The sequence below is a fragment of the Clostridium moniliforme genome (genome assembly GCF_017873235.1).
Lineage (GTDB): Bacteria > Bacillota > Clostridia > Clostridiales > Clostridiaceae > Clostridium > Clostridium moniliforme.
This window is the reverse complement of record NZ_JAGGJZ010000005.1, coordinates 93,669-118,487: the sequence shown is the minus strand read 5'-3', so window position 1 is coordinate 118,487 and position 24,819 is coordinate 93,669. Positions and strand designations below refer to the sequence as shown.

The 24,819-nt window shown below is 28.0% G+C and carries 21 protein-coding genes; 4 read left to right on the top strand and 17 right to left on the bottom strand.

The window, feature by feature from the left end:
- Nucleotides 1–92: 92 nt before the first annotated feature.
- The 5 genes from J2Z53_RS09030 to ileS form a co-directional block, all read right to left on the bottom strand.
- Nucleotides 93–779 carry a nitrite/sulfite reductase domain-containing protein gene (locus J2Z53_RS09030; protein ID WP_234925820.1) on the bottom strand — a complete coding sequence of 229 codons (687 nt, stop codon included), beginning with the start codon at nt 777–779 and terminating at the stop codon, nt 93–95.
- Nucleotides 780–1,019: 240 nt separating this feature from the next.
- Nucleotides 1,020–2,396, bottom strand: coding sequence for an MATE family efflux transporter (locus J2Z53_RS09025; protein WP_209797167.1), 1,377 nt, complete (start codon nt 2,394–2,396; stop codon nt 1,020–1,022).
- Nucleotides 2,397–2,411: 15 nt separating this feature from the next.
- Nucleotides 2,412–2,876, bottom strand: coding sequence for a YbbN family protein (locus tag J2Z53_RS09020; RefSeq protein ID WP_209797166.1), 465 nt, complete (start codon nt 2,874–2,876; stop codon nt 2,412–2,414).
- A 95-nt stretch (nt 2,877–2,971) separates the two neighbouring features.
- Complete coding sequence (locus J2Z53_RS09015; RefSeq protein WP_209797165.1) at nt 2,972–3,970, bottom strand: LacI family DNA-binding transcriptional regulator; 999 nt, start codon at nt 3,968–3,970, stop codon at nt 2,972–2,974.
- 177 nt (nt 3,971–4,147) lie between these two features.
- Nucleotides 4,148–7,258 (bottom strand): isoleucine--tRNA ligase, encoded by a 3,111-nt coding sequence (ileS, locus tag J2Z53_RS09010; RefSeq protein WP_209797164.1) that lies wholly within the window; start codon nt 7,256–7,258, stop codon nt 4,148–4,150.
- 638 nt (nt 7,259–7,896) lie between these two features.
- Here ileS and J2Z53_RS09005 point away from each other — a divergent pair.
- Both J2Z53_RS09005 and J2Z53_RS09000 read left to right on the top strand, forming a co-directional pair.
- On the top strand, nt 7,897–8,124 hold the full coding sequence (locus J2Z53_RS09005) for a (2Fe-2S)-binding protein (protein WP_209797163.1): 228 nt from the start codon (nt 7,897–7,899) through the stop codon (nt 8,122–8,124).
- A 67-nt stretch (nt 8,125–8,191) separates the two neighbouring features.
- Complete coding sequence (locus J2Z53_RS09000; protein WP_209797162.1) at nt 8,192–8,341, top strand: hypothetical protein; 150 nt, start codon at nt 8,192–8,194, stop codon at nt 8,339–8,341.
- 119 nt (nt 8,342–8,460) lie between these two features.
- On the opposite strand, the gene J2Z53_RS08995 is transcribed toward J2Z53_RS09000, so the two are convergent.
- Nucleotides 8,461–9,693 carry an NAD(P)-dependent oxidoreductase gene (locus J2Z53_RS08995; protein ID WP_209797161.1) on the bottom strand — a complete coding sequence of 411 codons (1,233 nt, stop codon included), beginning with the start codon at nt 9,691–9,693 and terminating at the stop codon, nt 8,461–8,463.
- Between the two features lie 387 nt (nt 9,694–10,080).
- On the opposite strand from J2Z53_RS08995, the gene rbr reads away from it, so the two are divergent.
- On the top strand, nt 10,081–10,671 hold the full coding sequence (rbr, locus tag J2Z53_RS08990) for a rubrerythrin (protein ID WP_209797160.1): 591 nt from the start codon (nt 10,081–10,083) through the stop codon (nt 10,669–10,671).
- A gap of 51 nt (nt 10,672–10,722) precedes the next feature.
- Here the strand turns inward: rbr and J2Z53_RS08985 are convergent, their stop codons facing one another.
- From J2Z53_RS08985 to J2Z53_RS08975, 3 genes are read right to left on the bottom strand one after another with little or no spacing between them, the layout of a single operon-like run.
- Nucleotides 10,723–11,436: a 2-phosphosulfolactate phosphatase family protein gene (locus tag J2Z53_RS08985; protein WP_209797159.1), complete on the bottom strand. Its 714-nt coding sequence runs from the start codon at nt 11,434–11,436 to the stop codon at nt 10,723–10,725.
- Between the two features lie 9 nt (nt 11,437–11,445).
- Nucleotides 11,446–12,381 (bottom strand): TIGR01212 family radical SAM protein, encoded by a 936-nt coding sequence (locus tag J2Z53_RS08980; protein WP_234925819.1) that lies wholly within the window; start codon nt 12,379–12,381, stop codon nt 11,446–11,448.
- Nucleotides 12,382–12,431: 50 nt separating this feature from the next.
- Entirely contained in the window at nt 12,432–13,535 is a 1,104-nt protein-coding gene (locus tag J2Z53_RS08975; RefSeq protein ID WP_209797158.1) for a hypothetical protein, read from the bottom strand.
- A gap of 132 nt (nt 13,536–13,667) precedes the next feature.
- Here J2Z53_RS08975 and J2Z53_RS08970 point away from each other — a divergent pair, with 132 nt between their 5' ends.
- Nucleotides 13,668–14,732, top strand: coding sequence for a YkvI family membrane protein (locus J2Z53_RS08970; protein WP_209797157.1), 1,065 nt, complete (start codon nt 13,668–13,670; stop codon nt 14,730–14,732).
- Nucleotides 14,733–14,801: 69 nt separating this feature from the next.
- On the opposite strand, the gene J2Z53_RS08965 is transcribed toward J2Z53_RS08970, so the two are convergent.
- From J2Z53_RS08965 to J2Z53_RS08930, 8 genes are all read right to left on the bottom strand, one after another.
- On the bottom strand, nt 14,802–16,034 hold the full coding sequence (locus tag J2Z53_RS08965; RefSeq protein ID WP_209797156.1) for a peptidoglycan-binding domain-containing protein: 1,233 nt from the start codon (nt 16,032–16,034) through the stop codon (nt 14,802–14,804).
- Nucleotides 16,035–16,095: 61 nt separating this feature from the next.
- The gene (locus tag J2Z53_RS08960) at nt 16,096–19,566 is read right to left on the bottom strand and encodes a S8 family peptidase (RefSeq protein WP_234925818.1); all 3,471 of its coding nucleotides are present in this window, start codon (nt 19,564–19,566) and stop codon (nt 16,096–16,098) included.
- A gap of 229 nt (nt 19,567–19,795) precedes the next feature.
- Complete coding sequence (locus J2Z53_RS08955) at nt 19,796–20,473, bottom strand: helix-turn-helix domain-containing protein (RefSeq protein ID WP_209797155.1); 678 nt, start codon at nt 20,471–20,473, stop codon at nt 19,796–19,798.
- A gap of 6 nt (nt 20,474–20,479) precedes the next feature.
- Nucleotides 20,480–20,842, bottom strand: a complete 363-nt coding sequence (locus J2Z53_RS08950; RefSeq protein WP_209797154.1) for a DUF3783 domain-containing protein — start codon at nt 20,840–20,842, stop codon at nt 20,480–20,482.
- 13 nt (nt 20,843–20,855) lie between these two features.
- The gene (locus J2Z53_RS08945) at nt 20,856–21,380 is read right to left on the bottom strand and encodes a peptidylprolyl isomerase (protein ID WP_209797153.1); all 525 of its coding nucleotides are present in this window, start codon (nt 21,378–21,380) and stop codon (nt 20,856–20,858) included.
- A gap of 211 nt (nt 21,381–21,591) precedes the next feature.
- Nucleotides 21,592–22,245: a DedA family protein gene (locus J2Z53_RS08940; RefSeq protein WP_209797152.1), complete on the bottom strand. Its 654-nt coding sequence runs from the start codon at nt 22,243–22,245 to the stop codon at nt 21,592–21,594.
- A 34-nt stretch (nt 22,246–22,279) separates the two neighbouring features.
- Nucleotides 22,280–22,840, bottom strand: coding sequence for an undecaprenyl-diphosphatase (locus J2Z53_RS08935; protein ID WP_209797151.1), 561 nt, complete (start codon nt 22,838–22,840; stop codon nt 22,280–22,282).
- Nucleotides 22,841–23,028: 188 nt separating this feature from the next.
- On the bottom strand, nt 23,029–24,780 hold the full coding sequence (locus J2Z53_RS08930) for a solute:sodium symporter family transporter (RefSeq protein ID WP_209797150.1): 1,752 nt from the start codon (nt 24,778–24,780) through the stop codon (nt 23,029–23,031).
- Nucleotides 24,781–24,819 lie beyond the last annotated feature (39 nt).

The following is a 24,819-nucleotide window of genomic DNA, read 5'->3' as shown; positions in this document are numbered from 1 at the left end:
TTAATGATAATATGAATAAAAGAGCCATCAATAAGAAATTTTAAAATTTCTTATTGATGGCTCCTTTTTATATTGTATATTTAAATTCTTTTTTATAATACTTTATCTTTAAATTCTTTTATTCCTATTCTATCTATATAATCTCCAAGTTTTTCTCCTGCCATTCCCTCTGACTTGTAAACTTCAAATATTTTATCTACAATATTTAAAGCTTCTTTTTCATCTACATCTTGAATAATTATATCTGCAATTCTAGGATTATAACCAGCAGAACCTCCTGCTGTAACTAAAAATCCTGTTTTATCAGCAATAACTCCAACATCCTTTGAATAAACTCCACCGCAAGCATTTCTACAACCTGAAACTCCAATTTTTGTTCTACAAGGCATTTCCATGTATTTATATTTATTTAAAAGTTTCATACCTGTACCAATTGTATTAAACTTTGACCTTTTGCAATATCCAGCTGGACACATTTCAACATTCTTTACAGAATTTTGTGCCTTAACTCCAGGTTCCATATCAAGTTCTTCCCATATCTTAGGTAAATCTTCTCCTTGTAAATTAGTTATTAATAACCTTTGTCCTGATGTAATTTTAATTACTCCATTATATTTTTTAGCTACTTTAGTTATCTTTTCTAGTGTATCTATTGTAATAAAACCTCCTGGAATATGAGGTGTTATACCAAAAGTTCTTTTGCCATCTCTTACTTTTTGAAGATTACCATAGTTAGTTCCACTTACCATAGCAGGCATTTTACCCATTATTTCACTCATAATTTCTCCTCCATAATTTAACTCACATATGCTAATTCTATATTTATATTATATATTACCCTTATAATTTAAGTAGTAACCATTGTTACAAATATTAAAAATATTGCTATACTTACTTAAAATCACTCTACTATAAAACTTATAAGCTTCACTAAATATAATAAATAAGTTATATCTATGAAAACTTATAATAAAAAATATAGACTGCCCAATAACTTAAGGCAGTCTAAAATAAATTTTCTAATATGCTTCCACTTGTTCTAATTCATCTTCTTTAACTTCTTTTAATTTCTTAACAGAATTATAGAAGAGAATACCTGTGATTAATGATGATATTCCATCACTTATTGGTCCTGAAAGCCATATTCCATTTAGTTCAAAAATATTTGGTAATATTAAAAGACATGGTATTAAAAGAATAACTTGTCTTAATAAACTTAAAAACATTGATATCTTTGCTTTACCTATTGATTGAAAGTAATTTGAACTTATTACTTGGAATCCTATAACAGGTAACATAAATAAATATATTCTAATACCATTTGTAGCAATCTTTACAAGCTCTGGATCCTTATTAAATATTTTAATTAATATATCTGGTGCAAATTGTACAACAATCCAGCCTAAAACAACTATCATTGTAGCTATTATAGATCCATATTTAACCGTTTCTTTTACTCTATGATATTTCTTAGCTCCATAATTATATCCAATTATAGGTTGAGAACCTTGGTTTAATCCAAAAATAGGCATTAAAAATATCATAGAAATACTTGAGATTATAGTCATAGCTCCAATTGCAAGGTCGCCTCCATATTCTTTTAAAGAGTTATTTGCAAGAACTTGAACTATACTTGCTGCTATTTGCATACTACAAGGGCTCATTCCTATTGAAAATATACTAAGAACTGTAACTCTCTCTAAAAATAAGTTTTCTTTTCTAAGTTTAATAATACTCTTTCCTTTTGTAAAGTATTGAAGTATCCATATAGTTGTTAATACTTGAGATATTACTGTTGCAATGGCTGCTCCCCTAACTCCCATTCCTAAAACAAATATAAATATTGGATCTAATACTATATTAGTTATTGCTCCAATAAGCATAGATAACATAGCAATCTTAGGACTTCCATCACTTCTTATTGAATGATTTAATCCAAAGCTTAACATATTAACAATTGTTCCTATAAATATAATTTGCATATATTGCCTTGCATATATTTCTGTATTTATACTAGCTCCAAAAATTGATAATATAGGATCTAAAAATATAAGTCCAAATATAGTTATAATTAAACTTATTATAATTATTAATGTAAATGCATTACCTAAATGTTTTTCTGCTGATTTTTTGTCATGTTGTCCAAGTTTTATAGAAACTCTAGCTGCTGTTCCAATTCCAACTAGCATACCAAATGCTAATATTATTGTCATTATAGGCATTGTTATACCAACACCTGTTATGGCTAATTGTCCACTTCCTGGTATATGTCCTATATACATTCTATCAATTATGTTATACAGAGTATTTACCATCATACCTACAATAGCAGGTATTGAAAAAGTTAATAATAACTTTGTTATTTTTTCTTCTCCAAGCCTCTTTTGTTTATCCATATACATTCCCCTTTCTTATTGTTTTTCATTAAAGTTAACTCCCATATCCTTCAAAATTTTTTCTATTCCCTCTTTTGAAAATACATCTTCTTTCTTTTCAATTAGTTTTCCATTCCTATCTAATGCAACTAATGTAGGAACCCCAACTACATCATATTTTTTAGCAAGATCTATTGCCTCTTGATTATCTAAACTATCTGAATTAGCATGGACTATATTAAATTGATTACCATAATCATCATGCAAAAATTTTAAATTTCTTTCTGCATAAAAACTCTTTTTAACCATAGCACTTTTAAATAATATTATTGTTGGTAAATCTTTATTTATATCCTTCATGCTAGTTACAAATTCAGCTTTACCATATTTTATAGCATCGTATTTATCTTTTTTATTTTTATTAATTAAAATAAGAGTACTTGATGTTACAGCTATAATAACAATAATCATAATTAAAATAACTATATATTTTTTTTTCACTATCTAACCTCCTTTAAATTTTTATAAATATAATAATATCATAAATAAAAAATTAAGCTACCCTTATAAATTAAGGGTAGCTTAAAATTTCTAAATTATTTTACACTATTTCTCTCTACTATTCCATGTGGTAAAACATAGTGTGCTTGCTCTAATTCTTGTTTATTAAGAAGTTTTATTAATATTCTCATAGCTACAGAACCCATATCATAGCTTGGTTGACTAACTGTTGTAAGTTTTGGATAGAATACTTCTCCTAAGAAGTTGTTATTAAATCCTACTACACTAACATCTTCTGGTACTCTTACTCCATTATCTCTTAACCCGTTAATAACTCCCATTGCTAACTCATCTGTTGCACAAATTATACCTTCTAATTTTTTGTTTGATTTTATAAAGCTTTCAGCAGCCTTATATCCGCTCTTAACCTTAAGATCTGATAAATATATTAATTCTTCATCTACAGATAAATTGAAGTCTTTTAAAGCTTTTTCAAATCCTATGTATCTATCACTCCATGCATTTATTTCATCCTTTTTAACTCCTACAAATGCAAGATTTTTTAGCCCTTTGTCTAATAGGTACTTTGTTCCTTCATATGCAGCCTCTATATTATCTATAGTTACACTTGGAAGTTTTCCTTCTTTGTCTTTAGTTTCAACAAGTACAGTTTTTAAATCTAATTCATTTATTAAATCTAAAATCTCATCTTGAAGGGAACTACTCATATAAATAACTCCGTCAACCATCTTTTCTTTTAATACTCTTAAATATTCTTTTTCTTTTTCTACATCAAAATCAGAATTTCCAAGTATTATGTTATAATCATATATGTTAGATACATCTTCTGCTCCTCTAACAATCTCTGGATAGAATTGACTTGATATGTCTGGTATTAATATTCCTATAGTCTTTGTTCTTTGTGTTTTTAAACTTCTCGCTACTATATTTGGTCTATATCCTAACTTCTTAATTGCGTCTAAAACTTTCTTTTTTGTATCTTCATTTACCACGTCTATGTCATTTAAAACCCTGGAAACAGTAGCTATTGAAACGCCTGCCTCTCTAGCAACATCCTTAATAGAAGTAGCCATAATTTAATCACTCCTAATCATATTTGATAACTTATTATACTAATATATTCGGTTTATTTCAATAAAATCCCTTCTTTAATTATAGTTTTCCTAAAACTTTTGTAAATATATATTGAAATATAAAAAAGAATAGAAATCTTAAAGGTTTTTAAGATTTCTATTCTTAATTTTATATAATTATTTTACAACTTCTACTGTCATGTTTAAATTTTCACCATTAATTGTTACTTCTGTATAATTAAATTCTCCATTATATACTATTTCTTTAGTTAATGTTTCCTTCTTAATAGTATCTTGGAATTTCTTTATAACATCTATTAATGTATCATTACCTGCAACATAAAGGTTTATATTGTCTAAAACTTCAAAGCCTTTTTCTTTTCTCATATTTTGAATTTTTGAGATGATTTCTCTTAAATGACCTTCTTCTCTTAATTCTTCAGTTATATGAGTATCTAAAACTACTCCAATATCTCCTTCACCTGCAAAAGCAAATCCATCTAAGCCTTGCATTGTTACAAGAATATTTTCTGAATTAAGTTCTATTTCAGTTCCCTGAACATTTATAACTTCTACTCCACCATTTTGAATTTTTTGAGCTAATTCCATTTGATTTCTTGAAGCTATTTCTTTTCTTATTCCTGGTATTAATTTACCATAAGCTCTTCCTAATACAGGTAAGTTTGGTTTAAGTTCAAAGTTAACATATTTAGAAAGATCTGCTCCAAATTCAATTTCCTTTATGTTAAGCTCGTTAGCTATAATATCTCCATAATAATCTGGAAGTGATGTTGTAGATACAAGTATCTTTGAAAGAGGCTGTCTGTTCTTAACATTAGCACCATTTCTTGCACTTCTTCCAAGCTTAACTATTGTATAAGCTAAATCCATATGCTCTTCTAAATTTTTATCTATCGCTTCTTTATCTACTTTTGGCCATGAACATAAATGAATACTTTCTGGTGCATTTTCATCTAAGTTAACAACTAAGTTTTGATAAATTTCTTCTGTTATAAATGGAACAAATGGTGCACAAACTTTAGCTAAAGTAACAAGAACTTTATTTAAAGTTACATAAGCTCCAATTTTGTCCTCAGTTAATTCTGATGCCCAGAATCTTGCTCTATTTCTTCTTACATACCAATTTGATAATTCATCTGTAAAATCTTCAATTGCAAGAGCTGAACCTGTTATATCATAATTGTCTAATCCATTTTCTACTCTTTCAATTAATGTGTTTAATTTAGACATTATCCATTTATCCATTACATTATCTGATACAAAATCAGCATATTTAGTTGGATTAAATTTATCTAATTCAGCATATAAAACATAGAATGAATATACATTCCATAATGTGCTTAAGAATTTTCTTGAAGCTTCTCCTACATCATCAATTGAGAATCTAGTTGGAAGCCATGGTGCACTTGCAGTATAGAAATGCCATCTTGTAGCATCAGCCCCTTGTGCATCAAGTACATCAAATGGATCAACAACATTTCCCTTTGACTTACTCATCTTTAAGCCCTTCTTATCAAGAACGTGACCTAAAACTATACAATTTTCAAATGGGTTTCTATCAAATATTGCAGTTGAAATTGCAAGTAATGTATAGAACCATCCTCTTGTTTGGTCAACAGCTTCTGATATAAATTGCGCTGGGAAGTTTTTATCAAATAACTCTTTGTTTTCAAATGGATAATGATGTTGTGCAAATGGCATTGAACCTGAATCAAACCAACAATCAATAACTTCGTGAGTTCTCTTCATCTTCTTACCACAATCTGGACAAGTTAAATAAACTTTATCTATAAATGGTTTGTGTAATTCTATACCTTCTGGTACATCAATTCCCTTTTCTTTTAATTCTTCTATGCTTCCAATACATTCTCTATGTCCGCATTCACATTCCCATATTGGAAGTGGTGTTCCCCAGTATCTATCTCTTGAGATACCCCAGTCAATAACATTTTCTAAGAACTTACCAAATCTACCTGTTCTAATGTTATCTGGAAGCCAGTTTATCTTATCATTATTTTCTAATAATTTATCTCTTAAAGTTGTCATTGCAACAAACCAGCTATCCTTTGGATAGTAAAGAAGTGGTGTGTCACATCTCCAGCAGTGTGGATATGAGTGAGTATGCTTTTCAGCTTTAAATAATTTATTTTCAGCTTCTAAGTAATCACAAATTTGTTGATCACATTTCTTTACAAACTTTCCTGCCCATGGAGTAACTTCTTCTTTAAAACATCCATGAGTATCAACTAAGTTTATAAATGCCATTCCATTTTTCTTAGCAACTAAGCTATCATCTTCACCATAAGCTGGTGCTATATGAACAATTCCTGTACCATCTGAAAGAGTTACGAAATCTCCATGAATTACTTCAAAAGCTTTTCCTTCTGGAGTATAGAATGATAATAATTGCTCATACTTCATTCCAAGTAATTCTTCACCCTTAAATTCTTTAACAATTTCAAAATCTTCTCCTAAAACTTTTGGAGCTAATTCTTTAGCTAAAATATAAGTTTCATCTCCTACTTTAGCTTCAACATATTCGTATGCTTTATTTATACATAAAGCTACATTTGAAGGTAGTGTCCAAGGAGTTGTTGTCCATGCAAGTATATATTTATTGTCTTCTCCTGAAACTTTAAATTTAGCTACTGCAGTTAAATCTTTAACATCTTTGTATCCTTGTGATACTTCATGAGATGAAAGAGCTGTTCCACATCTTGGACAATATGGCATAACTTTGTGACCTTTATATAAAAGATTCTTATCCCACATTTGTTTTAATGCCCACCATACTGATTCAATATATGGGTTATGGTATGTTACATATGGATGATCCATATCTACCCAGTATCCTATTTGGTTTGTCATCTTTTCCCACATGCTTACATATGTGAAAACACTTTCTTTACATTCTTTAACGAATTTTTCAACACCATACTCTTCTATTTGTTCTTTACCTGAAATTCCAAGTTTCTTTTCTATTTCAAGTTCAACTGGTAATCCATGAGTATCCCATCCAGCTTTTCTTATAACCTTAAATCCCCTCATAACTTTATATCTTGGGATTATATCCTTCATTACTCTTGTAAGGATATGTCCTACGTGAGGTCTTCCATTTGCTGTTGGAGGTCCATCATAAAATGTGAAATATTCACCATCTTGATTCATGTCAAAATTCTTTTTAATTACATTTCTTGCCTTCCAAAGGTCAGCAACTTCTTTTTCCATTCCTACAAAGCCATTTGTAAGTTCTACTTTTTTGTACATGTTCATTCTCCTTTCTTATCTTACTTTATATTTATTAAAGTATTTTTCTATAAAATAAAAAAACCTCATCCTAACTATAGGACGAAGTAAATAACTCGCTATACCACCCATGGTAATATTACAATAATCAATTAAATATTAACATAAATATTTTATAATAATAGATTTTCTCCTCTATTATTGAATTGATATTGAGTTTTTCAAGTACTAACATACTCTATCTTTTAACGCAAGATTACGTGTTAACTTAATAGGTAAATTTTTACCGTTAGGCCACCAACTCCTAGGTGATTTTCATTAATATTTATTATAGTTTTTCACCAAACAACTACTCTCTTGAAATAAATTTATTAATTACTTTTCCTAATCATTGTCTTTATTAAAAACATTATATATTATGCCCATAAAAAAGTCAATTAACCATATTTCTATACTTTACAAAAAAATTTTTAATAAAAATCTAATTAAAAAAATTATTATATATAATATGTATTTATATTTATTGATTTTACCAATAATTTTTATTAATTAGTATTGATTTTTATTTAAAACAATGATTAAATTAATTTATATAAAATGAATATTAAATTAGATGAATTGTTTAAAATATAGATAAATTGAATTTAGGAGGATTAAATATGGAAAATAATAATGTAAATCAAGATATAATGGATAAATTAACTAAGGTATGTATATGTAAGGCAATTAATAGAGCCAAAATTAAAGATGCAATAAGAAATGGTGCAAAAAGTATAGCAGAAGTAAGAGAAGCTACTGGAGCAAGTACTGGTTCTTGCGGTGGTGCTAGATGCGTATTTAAAATACAAGAATTAATTGATCAATATAACAACGGTGAATACAAATAAATTCCTAGAATTAAATTTTTTATAATGCTAAAACTATAAGTATTATAAAAAAGGAGGAATTTTTTATATGAATAAGAAAGAAAAAACTTCAACTAATAATCAATGGATTTCTACTCCAGTAGAAGTGAATGGCGCTAAAACATCAACACAAGAAAAAACTGCTGGTAATAATCAATGGACTTCAACTAATAAAAATCCTATAAACAATAATAAATAAAAAAATGAGCCAAATATATTGAGGTCATCTTAAAATATTATATTAATATCTTAGATAAACTTTTAATATATAAGGCTCATTTTTAATTTCATATTTTTAGTATATGACAATTAAATTCTTTAGTTATTTTTGCAATACTCTTCCATTGCATCTGCAACATTTTTTGCATGGGCAACTGCTTGAACAACTGTTTTTGCTCCTGTAACAACATCTCCAGATGCAAATACACCATCTCTTGTTGTATGGCCTTCTTCATCTGTTATAACAAGTCCATACTTATTTGTTTCTAATTTCGTAGTACTTGATACAATAACACTTCTTGGCTCTTGACTTATAGCTATTATTGTTGAGTCACAATTAATCAGTTCTTCTTCTCCATCTAATGTTCTTGTTTTAATTTTTCCATCTATCTCTATATTTTCAGTTTTAACAACCTTAATTCCATCCTCTAATATTTCAACTGGTGCTCTAAACAATTTAAATTCTACACCATCTTCTTTAGCTTCTTCTATTTCTTTATTAGTTGCTGTCATTTGATTAAAGTCTTTTCTATAAACTACATAAACTTCCTTTGCTCCATTTCTTTTAGCAGTTCTTGCTGCATCCATAGCAACATTTCCAGCACCAATAACACAAACTCTATCTCCTAAATTATATACATCTGGAGCTTTTAAATAATCTATAGCATAATGAACATTTCCTAAAGTTTCACCTCTTATATTTAACTTTTTAGCATTCCATACTCCAGTACCTATAAATAAAGCTTTATATCCATCTTCAAATAATCTATCTATAGTTATAACTTGTCCTATCATTATATTAGGTCTTATTTTAACGCCAAGTTCTTCAAGTTTTATTGAAATATTATCAACTATTGATTTTGGTAATCTATATTCTGGTATTCCGTATCTTAATACTCCACCTATTTTTTCATGAGCCTCAAATATAGTAACTTTAAATCCTCTTTTTGCTAAAATAAAAGCAATTGTTATTCCAGCAGGACCTCCACCTATAATACCAATTCTATCTTTATCAGCTTTAACTTTATTAAACTTTATATCATTTAAGTACTTTAATGAAAGTTCCTCTTCAATCTCATAAAAATGTATTGGTTCTCCCTTTATTCCTCTAATGCAATGTCCTTCACATTGTTCTTCATGAGGGCATACTATAGCACATACTGCTGAAAGAGGATTGTTTTCAAATAGTATCTTACCTGCTTCCTCAAACTTTTCTTGTCTATATAATTCTATAATTTCTGGAATAGGAGTACTTATTGGACAAAATTCTTTACACCTTGGTTTTTTACATAATAAACATCTATTTGCTTCTTCATTTAAAAATAAACTCATAATTTCCTCCTAGAAAAATCTATTCTTTAGTAACTAACTTTTAAACTTATAATATGGTCTAAAAAAACATTTTTTATAATTATAACTCAAAAAGTTTCTATTATCATCTTAATTATTTTATTAACAATGTTAGCTTCCATACATATTAAAATTTACTATTTTAATAACTGTCTAATAAAAATCAGTTTTATTTTAAAATACATCTTAAATTTTAATATATTTAATTTAAACTATATATTATTAACAAAAACTTATAATTTAATATACAGTATTATCATTTAATGCTGTTGAATGTTTCAATTCATACTATTATAATTAACTTATAAGATTTGTAAATATTAATTATCCACTAACATTTAATTTTACAAAGAATGGGGAGGATTAGTTATGAAGAGTTTAAAAGGAACAAAAACAGCTGAAAATTTAATGAAGTCTTTTGCAGGAGAATGCCAAGCAAGAACAAGATATACTTACTTTGCTAGTGCTGCAAGAAAAGAAGGATTTGTACAAATTTCAAACATATTTATGGAAACTGCTGAAAATGAAAAGGAACATGCTAAGAGATTTTATAAATTCTTAAAAGATGATTTCCAAGGAGAGGCAATAGAAATAAATGCAGGATATCCAGTAGAATTACCTACTGATACTAAAACAAATTTAATATATGCAGCTGAAGGTGAGCATGATGAAAATTCAAACCTTTATCCAACATTTGCAGATGTAGCTGAAAAAGAAGGATTCCCTGAAATAGCTGCTGCATTTAGAATGATAGCTAAAGCTGAAATAGCTCATGAAATGAGATATAGAAAATTAGCTGCAAATATCGAAGAAGGAATTGTATTTAAGAGAGAATCTAAAAACACTTTATGGAAATGTGGAAACTGTGGATTCATATTTGAAGGCGCTGAAGCTCCTATTAAGTGTCCAGCTTGCTTACACCCACAATCATACTTCGAATTATTTACAGAAAACTACTAAAAATTATATAAAAAAAGCTACCAATAATTTGGTAGCTTTTTTTATATAAACTTATTTAACAATATGACCATTCTTATATTCTGGAACAATATTTGTAATTTCTTTTTTCATTGCATATTTAACATCATTCATTAAACCTAGTTCTTTCATTACTCCATAATGTCTTGCACTATTTATAAAACTATCTATGCCTTTATTATTTTCATATATATAATTTGCAGTTTTAGCTATATCTGTTAGCTCTAATTTATTACTTATTTTAAGCATTTCATTTATCATATATCCTGCACATATAAAGTCATCCATTGAAAACTGTCCATTAGTTCCTGCATTAACTATAACAACATCTTCTCCAATTTCTACTAACTTTTCTGCTACCGCCTTACCATTAATCATAGCACCAACAAAAACTCTCTTTGCACTTTTACACTTTGTTAAACTTCTAGTTCCATTTGTTGTTGTAATTATAACAGTTTTATCTTTAACTACTTCTTCTGTATATTCTAATGGAGAATTTGATAAATCAAAACCTTCTATTTTAACAGCTTTTCTCTCCCCACCTAATATACAGTCTCCCGCTTTAAATTCTTTACTTTTTTCCATTGCTTCTTCAACAGTTAAATATGGTATTAATTCTTTACATCCATTTATAAAAGCTGTTGTTATTACAGATGTAGCCCTTAGCATATCAATAACAACTACAACCTTATCCTTTATAGAATCCTCATTTATATAATCTGCTGAAATAATAATATCTATATTCATAATATCCCCCTAAAAATCTTTTCCTTGGTATATATCATTATCTATTAATGCTTTATCAATTGCATTTAATATTTCCCATTTTTTTAAACTCCACATTGGACCTATAAGTAAATCTCTTGGTGCATCTCCAGTTAACCTATGAACTACCATATCTTCTGGTAACCTTGCTATAGATTTACATATTAAATCTATATAATCTTCCTTAGATACAAATTGTAATTCACCTCTATCATATAATTTAACCATAGGAGTATGTTTCATTAAATGAAGAAGATGAAACTTAATTCCTTTAGAGCCTGAATGTGCTATATAATCTACAGTTTTAAGCATATCTTCTTTTGTTTCTCCAGGTAACCCAAATATACAATGAGTTACAAAATCAATATTTCTTTCCTTTAGTCTTCTTGTAGCATATTCAAATACTTCTAACTTATATCCTCTATTTATTTTCCTTGCAGTTTCATCTGAAACAGTTTGAAGTCCAAGTTCTACCCATACATAAATTTTTTTATTTATTTCTTCTAAAAGATCTAATACATCGTCACCTAAACAATCTGGTCTAGTTGCAATGGCTAATGCAACAACGCCTTCTTCTTGTATTGCTTCATTGTATTTTCTTCTAAGTTCTTCAACTGGTGCATATGTATTCGTAAAAGCTTGAAAATAAGCTATATATTTTCCTTCTTTCCACTTCTTATTCATCATTTTTTTAACATCAGAAAATTGTTTGCTTATAGATAAATGTCTGTCACCTGCATAATCTCCTGATCCACTTTCACTACAAAAAAGACATCCCCCAATACTTATTGTTCCATCTCTATTTGGACAAGAGAATCCACCATCTAATGATATTTTAAAAACTTTCTCATTAAATTTATGTCTTAGAAAATAGTTTAAACTATGATATCTTTTTCCATTCCATTCTTTCACTATGATTTCCTCCATTATTAATCTTATTTATCTTAATAATATCATAAGTGAAAATTTATTTGTTATTATATTTTTTCAAGAGTTTTTTCTAATAAATCTATTCTATAATTTCCTAGTAACTCTTGTGATACATTCCCTTTATCTTTTAAACTTACAACTTTTATTACTATATCATTTTTTGTTGCCCCTTGGTAATTTATACTATATTTATCTATAGGAAATATTTTTTCAAAATCTATTTCTAATAATTCACCATCAGGATTTTTATATATTTTAATTCCCAATCCTTTTCCCTTTCCTTTAGTATATTGAACTATTAGATTTCCATCTTCTTCATTAAATATCATACTTTTAATACTAGAATCAGGTATTATATCATAGGCTAATATTTTTTTAGCAATTGGTTTTTCTAAAATTTGTTTTAAAGTATTTTCATCAATACCTTCATTGCTACTATTACTTTCAGCTATTAAATTATTTACAGGTTTTGCTGATGCTTCAGAAATACCTGATTCCTCTAAAACTGCAACTCCAATGAAACTATTCTTTCCATCTGTAGTACTTAAGGCTATGTTACGTCCAGTGTAACTTATACCAAAAATAGAAAATTTATCTTTAGGAATCTTAATAATCTTTATAGCTGGCTTTTGGTCCTTAGGATACATTTCTAACGGTATATCTTTTAATCTAAGTACTAGTTCACTATTTCCCATATCTTTATTTGTAACTCTAAGCTCTGATCCTTTATGATATAATTGTTTAATAGTTTCACTTTTCATATCTGAAACCTTATATTCATTATCTTCTTTGGCTATTTTTAGTGTAATCATATCTAGACTTGCATCTGAAACTTCTCCCTTTGCTCTTGAACAATAAAATGTTACATATGCACTGTTACCTGTTTCTACTACATTACCTGATGAAAATGATACAATTGGCATATTATTTATATCTTTTATCTTATTACTTGTTGCAAGTTCTTTTGTTGATATTTTATTTGCTCCTTCAATATCATTTCTTTTAAGTCTCTCCATATACTGAGTTGCTCTTTGTGTTGCTATCCTACTATTAAAATTATTTGAATTACTATTATTATTTGGTACCTTTCTGCATCCTATAAAACACAATATAAATATTATAAAAATTAAAAGTATATTTCTCTTTTTCAAAAAATCACTCCTCTTTAGATTTCTTCTCTTTTTAGTTTTCCTTAGAAAATTTACCTTATTCACTTATAAATAGAATAAATCTTAAGTATAATTTATATATTTTTATAGAAAGCATTTGTAAGGAGGTATCATTTGAAAAAAGAATGGATTAAAATATTTCAAATTGCAGTTGTTTTTATAGGAACTGTTGTAGGTGCTGGTCTTGCTTCTGGAAAAGAAATAACACAATTCTTCACTTCCTTTGGTATATATAGCTTTATAGGAATACTTAGTTGTGGCTTATTCTATATAATTATGGGAACAATAATTTCAAAAATAAGTATAAAATACAACTTAGAATCTTATGGAGATGTTATTTATAAAATAAGTCCAAACTTCTTAGGTAAAATTACTGGAGGAATAACAACAATTTATTTAATATCTAGTGCTTCAATTATATTAGCTGGTAGTGGTGCATTAATTAATCAATTTTTCGATATTCCAAAAATAGTTGGAACTTTAATTATGATGGCGATAGCAGTTTTCTTTTTATTTAGAGGTACAGATGGATTAATAGAAGTCAATTCTTTTATAGTCCCAACATTAATAATTACAATATCAACAATAACAATATTATATTTTGTTCTTTGTGCTGATGCTGTAACACTTGAAAATATATTAAGTTTTCAGGCTAGAAAAGAAAGCGGTCTTGCTACATCAACAATTCTTTACGCAGGGTATAATATATTATGTTGCTCAGGAGTTTTAGTTCCTTTAAGTACAAGTGTTAAAAAAACAAAAACTATGTCTCTTGGAATTTCCTTTGGGGCAATAGGGCTTACTATACTTTGCTTATTGATAAATTTATTACTTATAATAAATCAACCTTATATTTATGAATTTGAAATACCATTATTATTTGTAGCAAAAAGATTTTCAACAATAATTCAAGCACTTCTATTAATGGTTATACTGCTAGAAATGTTCTCAACAGAAGTTTCAGATGTATATTCAATAAGTAAAACACTAGAAAAAACTTTTAATATTAATTTTAAAAAAGGAACATTATTAATTATCTTAATAGCATTTCCTATATCTCAAATAGGTTTTGGAAATTTAATTTCAACTTTATATCCACTATTTGGAATGTTAAGTTTAATATTTATATCTCAATGCTTAATATTTTACTTTAAACATAAGACAGAATTAAATAATTAATAAAATAGACTATATCATAAGTAGTTAATACTTACTTTGATATAGTCTAAGTTTTTAATATGAGTTTTATTAATTAAGCTCTGCTATTTTAGTTACCCCAACATATATTTCTGAGATTTTATACCAAGTTTTATAATCTACCACTCCTGTTTTTGGTAATCCAAATATTCCTTGAAATACCTTAACCTGCTCTGCTGTCCTTGCTCCATATATTCCATCAACAGCAACTTTAGGTATTAATGGGTAATTTCTAGCAATCCTATTTAAATACTCTTGTGTTATTCTTACAGGTTCTCCCCTTGATCCTCTTGTCAAGTCATACCCTGGATAAGATTTAGGACTACCTTTTACAATTTCAGCTGTTGTAAGTTCAATATTGTTTCCATAGTAGTATGTTAATATATCAAACGGTGCTCTTCCTTCATCTCCAAGGAATTTACTGCCCCATTGACTAAGCCATTCAGGACATATAACATTTTTCCCATCACAATATTGAGTTAAAAGTGGCTGTTTCCTTCCTATTCTTCTTACATAGGTTGAAAATACTTCATCAACAATATTACTTATATTTTCATATATATTTCTTCCAAAACTAAATGCATGATCATAAGCAGTTGAATTAGTAATATCGAAGTTTTTACCCTTTGACCTATACCATTCTGTATAAATTCTATTTAAAGTAAATGATATTATACAAAAAACATTAGCTGCTATTGTATTGTATGACCAAGTAGAAAATATTTCACTTGAAGCAACATTTTTAATATAATCTTTATATAAAACCCTATGATTTTGTCCTGGAGAATTTGGTCCACCTTCATGAACTACAATATATTCTGGAACTACAGGTTTTGGCAATACTACCCCACTAGAAGGTAGTGGCAAAGGTTTATCAACTTCTTCTGGTATTTTTCTTGGGAAGTCTCCAACCAATCTATTTGGTTGTATATTTATAATTTCAGCTCTACTATTTCTTGTTTGATTAGATTCTACTAAATTGCACTTTTGATACGCAGTCTCTACAGGAAATATTTGACACCCATTAACAACAAAAGGTTGAAATCCCTCCCTTTCTATTCTAATATCACATAAACTATAAGGTAATTTATCGCTAGGTTGTTGTGAATTTTCAAGTGATGGAGCATCTAATTCTATAGTTTCTGTAAGTCCAGAAGAATCTGTTCTAAGTTCAATTTGTTTTTCAGTTCCTTCTCTAGAAGTTACAATTGCCCTACATCCTTCTACAGGAATATAATCATCTCCATTAAAACATTGAATTTTTAATTTTCCTTTTTCAGCCATCAAAAACTCCTTATTATTTCTTTTATAAATAATTTATGCTTGCATTGCTTTATTGGTGAAATTATTTAATAGGCTTTCTTACAAATAAATTATTTCTATAAAACTCATCATACCTATAGTCAGCTCCCCTTGCTCTTATATTATTAAATATTCCTTGCATACTTAATATTCCATATCCCCATTCTCTATTTGGATATACATCTCCTTCTCGCTTTTCTGCTCCTCTAATTATATAAGTTTTCATTTTTACAGAATACATAGTTGGATCATTATTATCTATAATTCCCCATTGAAGAAGTAAGGCACAACATCCCGCCAAAACAGCTCCAGCAACAGATGCACCTGAAGCTACTCTACTACCTCCCCCTGGAGTCATTACAACTGTATTAATACCTCCAGCTGCAACATTTGGTTTTATTCTATTATCCCTAGTAAGTCCTCTTCCAGACTTACCTACAGTTGCATTATTATTTTGATTATAATAAGCTGCAACTATTGCCCTCTCTGCTGTTGCTGGTAACATTAATGTTGTATATTGATTTGAATTTAAAAATTTAGTGTCTCCTTGTAATAATTCTCTTTGAGGAATCCATGCATCATATCTTCCATCAACTATATAATCTCCTATAAGATTAAATTGCCATATACCTTCTTTTAAATTTTCTGCTTTTATTCTTATTAATTCATCTCCTGTTATTTCCTCTGGGATAAAATATTCTATAAACATCCTTGTCCCTTCAAAAACAAATTTAATCTCTTCAGCTTGTTTTAATTTAGCTGGTATTCTATCTATTATTTCTCCAGAAGGAGAAACTATAGATAAAGAAACTTTATCAGGTCTTCTACACCATATTTCAAAAAATAAATTAGTTTGAGTGTTAGAAACTTTAAGTTCTATAGTTTTTGTATCACCATTTTGAGAAAGAATTCCTGTTGTATGAGTATCTGAATCTCCTTCATTGCCTGTGCAAGCAACTACAACTAATCCCCTTCTCTTTGATACATCATCTATAAATCTTTCTACCACAGAACTTCCATCATGAGCTCCAACATTTGTACCAAGAGGTATATATAATACTAATGGCCTATTTAATCTTTTTGCTTCATTTAATATATATCTAATAGCCAATACAATATCTACATTTGCATATCTTCCAGTACCAGGAGTTGTTATTCCAAAATTTCTTAAATATCTTTCAGATGCTTCTTTTAACTTAACTACAACAAAATCACAATCTGGAGCAGCTCCTAAAAATTTAGGATCTCTCCCTCTTCCTCCAATTAATCCAGCAATCATGGTTCCATGACCTATTTCATCTCTACTATTAACTACAGAATATGGATCGCCTCCTGATAATGAAGTATTTATTGCATTATTTATTTGACTTTCTGAAAATACTCTACCATATTTAAATACAGCAGATTCATCTATATCCCCAATAGTTTGATCCCAAATTGACATTATTCTTGTTGTATCATCTTCTCTCCTAAATTCTTCATTCATATAATCTATCCCTGTATCTATAAGTCCAACTAACACTCCTCTTCCATTTAGAGAAAGGTATGGATTATCATGAAAAAGTGGAGCTCCAGATGCATCTACTGGTGAAATTTCATTTAATGTATATACTGGAGATGCTTCTTCAAATACAATTTGAGGTACATCCTCTATTATTTTATCTATTTCATTTTCTGGAGCATTTATAACAGCAAAATTTTCATCTAAAATTATTAACTCAACATTAGGATAATTTTCTAAGCCAGCCTTTATATCTCCTGAATATTCAATTATTTTTCTAATATTCATAAGCTGTCTATCTTTACTAGGTAGATTAAGATTGCTTCTCAATATTTCAAAGGAATTATAAGCACATACAGTTCCATATCCCCACAATGCATTTGGATAAATTACACTCGGTCTATCCCTTTTAGCACCTTGTATAAGATAACTTTTAAGCCTTTCACCATATAAGAATTTATCGTTTCCTTTTACTATTCCCCACTCCATAAACAATGCAACTATTCCCGTTACATGAGGAGTTGCCATAGATGTTCCAGTTTTAGCATCAAAACTATTATAAGGAACTGGAGCGATTATACCTTCTCCTGGTGCAATTAAATCTGGCTTAATGTTGCTTTCGTCTCCAATTTTACCTCTTCCACTAAAAGTTGATATTGTATTAGTTATATAATTATAGCTTCCAACAGATATAACATTATTTACAGTTGCAGGTATTCCTAATGTATTAAAAAGAGTTGGCCTTAAAAATTTTGTATCTTTATTTAAACCCTCTGTTACAGGCATCCATAAATTGTAATTTCCTCTATAATTGTTTAATGAATTTATTTTTATTTTCCATTCACCGGAAACTAAATAAGTACCTCCTGCTATAAAACCTATTATAACTTCTCCTAGCAAATCAAAAGGTTTAGGCCCTGACATATAAAATATTATTCTATCTCCATCTAAATTTAATTCATTAAATCCTTCTTTTATTTTTATTTCTCCACTTATCTTTCCCGTTGGATTTGTAACTTGCACACTTACTTCTGATAAAATATCATGATAAAAGGCAAGTTCAACAGAAGGTTCATCATCTGCAATATTTATTGATATACTTTGTTCATCTCTAAGAGTTCCGCCTACATGATGTGAAGCATCACCTTCATTACCTGCTGCTACAATAACAGTTATTCTTTCTAAATCACATACTGTACTTATATATTTTTCTAAAAGAGAGGTTCCATTATGAGCTCCATCATTAGTACTTAAACTAATGTTTACAACCAATGGCATTTTAAGTTCTTTACTCTTATCAACTAAAAATTTAAGTCCTCTCATTATTTGAGTACTAAGAGCAAACCTTCCTCTATTTGCTTTTACCATTATAATTGAAGATTTTGGTGCTACCCCATAATTTGAAATAGGTATTTTCCCTCCTGCACAAGCTATCCCTGCAACATGAGTTCCATGTTCAATTAAATCATTTGATGGAACTATGCTATAAGGATTTTCATTTTTTATGGCATTATTTATTTGTTCTTTATTATATACAGTTCCTCCTAAACTTAAATCATAAATATATTCAATTCTTGTAGTGCCATCATCATTTCTAAAAGCTCTGTGTAAATAATCTATTCCTGTATCGATAAATCCTACTAAAACTCCACTTCCATTTACATCATAACTACTTTGTGCAGTTTGAACACAAGCTGCTCTATTACTACTTGCATCTGAAATATATAATGACTTTGGTAATTCAATATATTGTATTGTTTCTACTCTTTCCAATTCAGAAAGTTTATCCACAGATATCTTTACTATTCCATATCCATACCCTAAATTTTCATAATACCCTCCCAAGTTATCAACAATTTGTGCAATGTTATCCACATTATCCCCACTTATTGTTACAACCTCTATGAAATTTTGTCCATCAACCATTTCTCCCTTAAAAAAATTCAATTTATTTAAAGTATCTTTTGTTAAAGTTCTATATAGTTTCAAATAAGTATCCAACTTATTTTTCAAATTTAATTCACCTCTAATTTATTTCTATACTATAACTATTGTATGAAATGAGATATTTTTTTGATAAACTAATTATTTATTTTAAGGCACAAAAAAAGAGCCAAGTTACCTATGGCTCCTTTTATACTAAATATAAACTTTTAACTTATGTTATATTTTAAACTAGTGTTTATTTCAGATAGAACTTTGCTACTCTAAAATCAACACTTAATAAAAATATAGACTTAAATTAAAGTTTAATTTCTATTCTATCTAATTTTGCTATTACTTTAATGTTTCTAACTTCAACAGTTTCAGTCATAAGACTTCCTCTGTTATTCATAAGTAAGGCTTTTGAGTTATCTAATCTTCTAATTTCTCTTATTTTAGTTTCTCCCTTATATTCTACTAAATAAAATCCATTTTGATTAAGTTCTGTAACTAAGTGACCAAATACTAAATCTCCCTTTAACATTCTAAATCCACTCATTTCATCATCAGAAACCTCAATATATAAAACCTTATCTTGGTTATATCCTTCTATTTTATTAGAATGAATAGGTAATTCCTTATGTCCCTTTATATTTTTTAAACTGTAATCATATATAGGAACATTTCTTAACACTGAAGAAAATGCATTTTCCCAAACTTCATTAGATTTATTATTTCTCTTAGAAGTAGAATTAACTTCTCTAAAAGATTTCTTTTCTTCCATTAAATCTTCATCTGTAGCTACCATACTAATATCATTTAAATCAGCATTTAAAACTTTTGAAACTTTATTAATAAAACTTTCTTGTGCAATTTTTCTTCCAAGTTCAACTTCATTTATATACTTTTCAGAAACTCCAAGCTTTTTAGCTAATGCTTTTTGAGGCATATTAGCTTTAAGTCTAGCTTCCTTTATTCTATCTCCAACTCTACTCAAAACCTACTACTCTCCTTTTTGTTGTTTCTTATACCATTCTCTTTCTTCTAGAAGATGAGTAAGTAAATACTTAAATGACCAATTACATGATATTGGTGTTACAACTGCAAGAACGCCACCTTTTACAGCACTTCTTATTTTCTTTACTAGAACTTGAACTTCTTTATCTGAAAAACCATTAAACAATATTGCCTTTTCATTTGGCATTTCAATAATTCCTTCAACATCAGAAACATTTTTACCATCAGCTATTTCTTTAATTTTTAATTCTACCATTTCTGGTGTTATTTCTATAACCTTTGATAATAATCTTAATGAATTTATTTCATCTTTTGATAATCCATGTACTAATAATGATTTATTACTCATCTTAGACCACCTCTTAATCTTCTAATATTTTTGGTTCTTTTGCAGAATAATCACCTAAATCTACAGTAACCTTTTTAATTCTTTGATCTTCATATGGTCTATCAGCACGATCTCTTGGCTCTTTAACTATTTTATCTGCAACGTCCATACCTTCAATTACCTTACCAAAAGAAGCATATTGTCCATCTAAATGTGGTGCGTCTGCAACCATTATAAAGAATTGACTTCCTGCTGAATCTGGATGCATTGCTCTAGCCATTGATAAAACACCTTTTGTATGTTTTAAATCATTTTTAAATCCATTTCTTGAGAATTCTCCCTTTATTGAATATCCAGGGCCACCCATTCCTGTGCCTTCTGGACATCCTCCTTGAATCATAAATCCTGGAATTACTCTATGAAATATTAAATCATCATAGAATCCCATGTTTATTAAATGTATAAAATTATCAACTGTATTTGGAGCTATTTCTGGATATAATTCAGCTTTTATAACTCCCCCATTTTCCATTTCAATTGTTACTATTGGATTTTTCATATAAATTCTCCTTTCAATTATAACTATTATGTATTATTGTCTAAAAAATTCATATAAATTCATATAAACCTTAATAAATCAATACATATCATATAATGAAATTATATATCATTTAGACATATTAAACAATTATTATAGCATAAGATATATCTTATATTAATATAGCACAAGTGTGGTATTTATAATAAGACACTTGTGCTAATTTAAATAATTATTCTATACTTTCACTAGAAGATTTCTTTCCTTTAAGTACTCCAATTAAAGCTGGAAGAATTGATACTATTATTATTCCTATTATAACTATAGAAAAGTTTTTTGCTACAACAGGTATATTACCAAAAAAATATCCTAAAATAGATATTAAAAATACCCAAAGTATTCCCCCTAAGGCATTATAAGATATAAATTCTTTATACTTCATAGAACCTATACCAGCTACAAAAGGTGCAAAAGTACGAACTATAGGAACAAACCTTGCTATTACAATAGTTTTGCCTCCATATTTATCATAATATTCATTGGTTTTATCTATATACTCTTTCTTTATAAACTTCGAATCTTTCTTTTCAAGCAATTTTCTTCCAAGATACTTTCCAATATTATAATTCATAGTATCACCAATTATAGCTGCAAAAATAAAAGATATCATTATAATAAAAATATTTAAAACTCCTAAAGCTGCAAATGTTGCTGATGCAAATATTACAGAATCTCCTGGTAAAAAAGGTGTTACAACTAGTCCTGTTTCTAATAATATTATTAAAAATAATATTACATAAACCCATATACCATAATTATTTATTAATACTCCAAGATACTTGTCCAAATGCAAGACTATATCTATAAATTTATTTATAAAGTTCATCTAAACACTTCCTTATCTTTAGTAAATTTATTTTTTACTTTATAAATTTTCCTTCTATATTTTCATATAATCTTTCTACTTTATCTTTTAATAAATTATTATATATAAAACTTGTTATAATAACCAATAAAAAACCACCTAAAACATCTGATGGATAGTGATGCCCAACATATATTCTTGAAAATCCAACTAATAAAGATAAAACTGTAAGTATAGTTCCTAATATTTTATTATAACTTCCAAGACCTAAAGCTATACTTAATGTTCCAATAACATGATCACTTGGAAAAGATGAATTTGGTTTATGATAATATAATAAATTAACCTTATTATGTACAAAGGGTCTATTAACATAAAACAAACTACCTAATATAAAACTTATAATTAAATTTATAACAGTGAAAACTGCTGTGCTTACAGCTACTTTCCTACATTTTATATTTTTATTTTTCATTCCTAATATAAATACACCAATAACTATTAATACAAAGATGTATGGTAAGTATTTTGAACAAAATATCATAAACTTATCTAACATTTCATTTTTATAAGCTAGATTATTTATAAGGTGAAATACTTCTAAATTTAAATTCAAAATAAAACTCCTCCTTTTACAATTTAGTTACTATTATAAAAGTAATATGTTAATTAGAGATTAACTAAAAATAATTATTAAATTAATATCTGATGAGAACTTTTTAATTTAACAACAGAAAAAATCTCCTACTAAATTTAGTGGGAGATAAATATTGGGTTTAAATATATAAAAGCTAACTACAACTATTATTCAATTGTACTATCAATTAAGGAGTTAACTTCTTTACCATCTTCAGTTTGTATTATAACTTTATTTTTCATGAATTTTTTATGAGAAATAAATGCAATTATAGTAATTACAATCCAATATATAATTGAATAAAAACCAAAATCATTAGTTCTAATTTTTGTTGCTATTCCAATTGGTGATAACAAAGCATATAAATAAACTAATGCAGCAATTAACATAATACTACAAAATACAGAGTATTCCCAATAATTCAAACTAACATGTGATTTATTTTCTTTATTCATTTTATATGGAACTTTTCTTTTAAATTTAATTCCTAATACAAACATTAAGCCTATATCAAATATAAATAAAAGTCCCATTATATTTGCAAAATTAATCTTAACTTTAAATACCCATATTAATAGGTAATATAAAACTATATGTACATAAGTAGTAATCCTTGCAGCCTTTCCAGAAACTGTTTTATTTAAAAATCCCATTAAAACAAGAACTATTATTGGAATATTGAAAAAGCCAGCAAATCTCTTTAGTAATAAGAATAATCCTTCTGATCCATATTGAAGTAATGGTGCTATAAACATTGAAATTAACGCTATTATTGTTCCTACAATTTTAGCAACTTTAATAAGATGTTCATCTGTAGCATTTGGATTTATCTTAGGTTTATATATATCTACACAAAATAATGTAGCTGCACTATTTAAGAATGAATTAAATGTACTAAGTATAGCTCCAAAGACTGTGGCTGTAAAAAATCCTAGTAATGGTTTAGGTAAAACTTTAGATACTAATGCTGGATAAGCAAAATCCATATTTTCTAAACTATTACCAAATACAGCATAAGATATTGTTCCTGGTAAATTTAAAATAACAGGTAAAAGTAATAACATAACTCCAGCAATTAATATACCCTTTTGTCCTGTTGCTAAGTTTTTAGCAGCTAAGGTTCTTTGAACTATAGCTTGATTTGTACTCCAGTAAAAGAAATTAACTATAAGTATTCCAGTAAATATTGTTGTCCATGGTGCTGGATCTTGAGGTCCTCCAACAGCATTAAGTTTCTCTGGAATATTTGTTAGTATATAATTAAATCCTGAAGTGATATCACCTTTTCCTAAAAACATAAGTCCAAATATAGGAATAAGTAATCCTCCTATAAAAAGACCAATTCCGTTTAAAGTATCAGATACTGCAACGGCTTTTAATCCACCAAAAATAGCATATATTCCTCCTATTATTCCAGTAATCCATATTACAATCCATAAAGATGCTGAAAAACTTATATGAAACACTTCAGATACATTAAATATTTTTGTAAAAGCTATTGCACCTGAGTATAATGATCCTGGAATTATAACAAATGTATACCCTAATAAAAATAATACAGATGTAAGTCTTCTAGTTTTTGAATCATATCTTTCTTCAAAAAATTGAGGAACAGTAGTAAATCCACCCTTTAAATACTTTGGTAAAAAATATAATGCTAGTACTACTAATGGCACTATAGATGTTACAGTCCATGCCATAATAGAAAAATTAGCTTTATATGATGATCCGTTAGTTCCAACCAATTGTTCTGTAGATAAACTTGTAAGAACCATAGAACTTGCTATAACAGTAGCTGTTAATCCTCTTCCTGCCAAGAAATATCCTTTAGCAGTAGTATCGCTTCCCTTTGTTTTTATGTAGGATGCAACAGCTACTAAAGCAGTAAAAAATATAAATGATACAATGGTTAATAGCATATAATTACTCCTCTCTTTAATATTTTAATTTTAAAAATT

Excerpts from the sequence above, each read along its gene's own strand:
- J2Z53_RS09030 (WP_234925820.1), bottom strand. The coding sequence starts at position 779 with ATGAGTGAAATAATGGGTAAAATGCCTGCTATGGTAAGTGGAACTAAC.
- J2Z53_RS09025 (WP_209797167.1), bottom strand. The coding sequence starts at position 2,396 with ATGGATAAACAAAAGAGGCTTGGAGAAGAAAAAATAACAAAGTTATTA.
- J2Z53_RS09015 (WP_209797165.1), bottom strand. The coding sequence starts at position 3,970 with ATGGCTACTTCTATTAAGGATGTTGCTAGAGAGGCAGGCGTTTCAATA.
- ileS (WP_209797164.1), bottom strand. The coding sequence starts at position 7,258 with ATGTACAAAAAAGTAGAACTTACAAATGGCTTTGTAGGAATGGAAAAA.
- J2Z53_RS09005 (WP_209797163.1), top strand. The coding sequence starts at position 7,897 with ATGGAAAATAATAATGTAAATCAAGATATAATGGATAAATTAACTAAG.
- J2Z53_RS09000 (WP_209797162.1), top strand. The coding sequence starts at position 8,192 with ATGAATAAGAAAGAAAAAACTTCAACTAATAATCAATGGATTTCTACT.
- J2Z53_RS08995 (WP_209797161.1), bottom strand. The coding sequence starts at position 9,693 with ATGAGTTTATTTTTAAATGAAGAAGCAAATAGATGTTTATTATGTAAA.
- rbr (WP_209797160.1), top strand. The coding sequence starts at position 10,081 with ATGAAGAGTTTAAAAGGAACAAAAACAGCTGAAAATTTAATGAAGTCT.
- J2Z53_RS08985 (WP_209797159.1), bottom strand. The coding sequence starts at position 11,436 with ATGAATATAGATATTATTATTTCAGCAGATTATATAAATGAGGATTCT.
- J2Z53_RS08980 (WP_234925819.1), bottom strand. The coding sequence starts at position 12,381 with ATGGAGGAAATCATAGTGAAAGAATGGAATGGAAAAAGATATCATAGT.
- J2Z53_RS08965 (WP_209797156.1), bottom strand. The coding sequence starts at position 16,034 with ATGGCTGAAAAAGGAAAATTAAAAATTCAATGTTTTAATGGAGATGAT.
- J2Z53_RS08950 (WP_209797154.1), bottom strand. The coding sequence starts at position 20,842 with ATGAGTAATAAATCATTATTAGTACATGGATTATCAAAAGATGAAATA.
- J2Z53_RS08945 (WP_209797153.1), bottom strand. The coding sequence starts at position 21,380 with ATGAAAAATCCAATAGTAACAATTGAAATGGAAAATGGGGGAGTTATA.
- J2Z53_RS08940 (WP_209797152.1), bottom strand. The coding sequence starts at position 22,245 with ATGAACTTTATAAATAAATTTATAGATATAGTCTTGCATTTGGACAAG.
- J2Z53_RS08930 (WP_209797150.1), bottom strand. The coding sequence starts at position 24,780 with ATGCTATTAACCATTGTATCATTTATATTTTTTACTGCTTTAGTAGCT.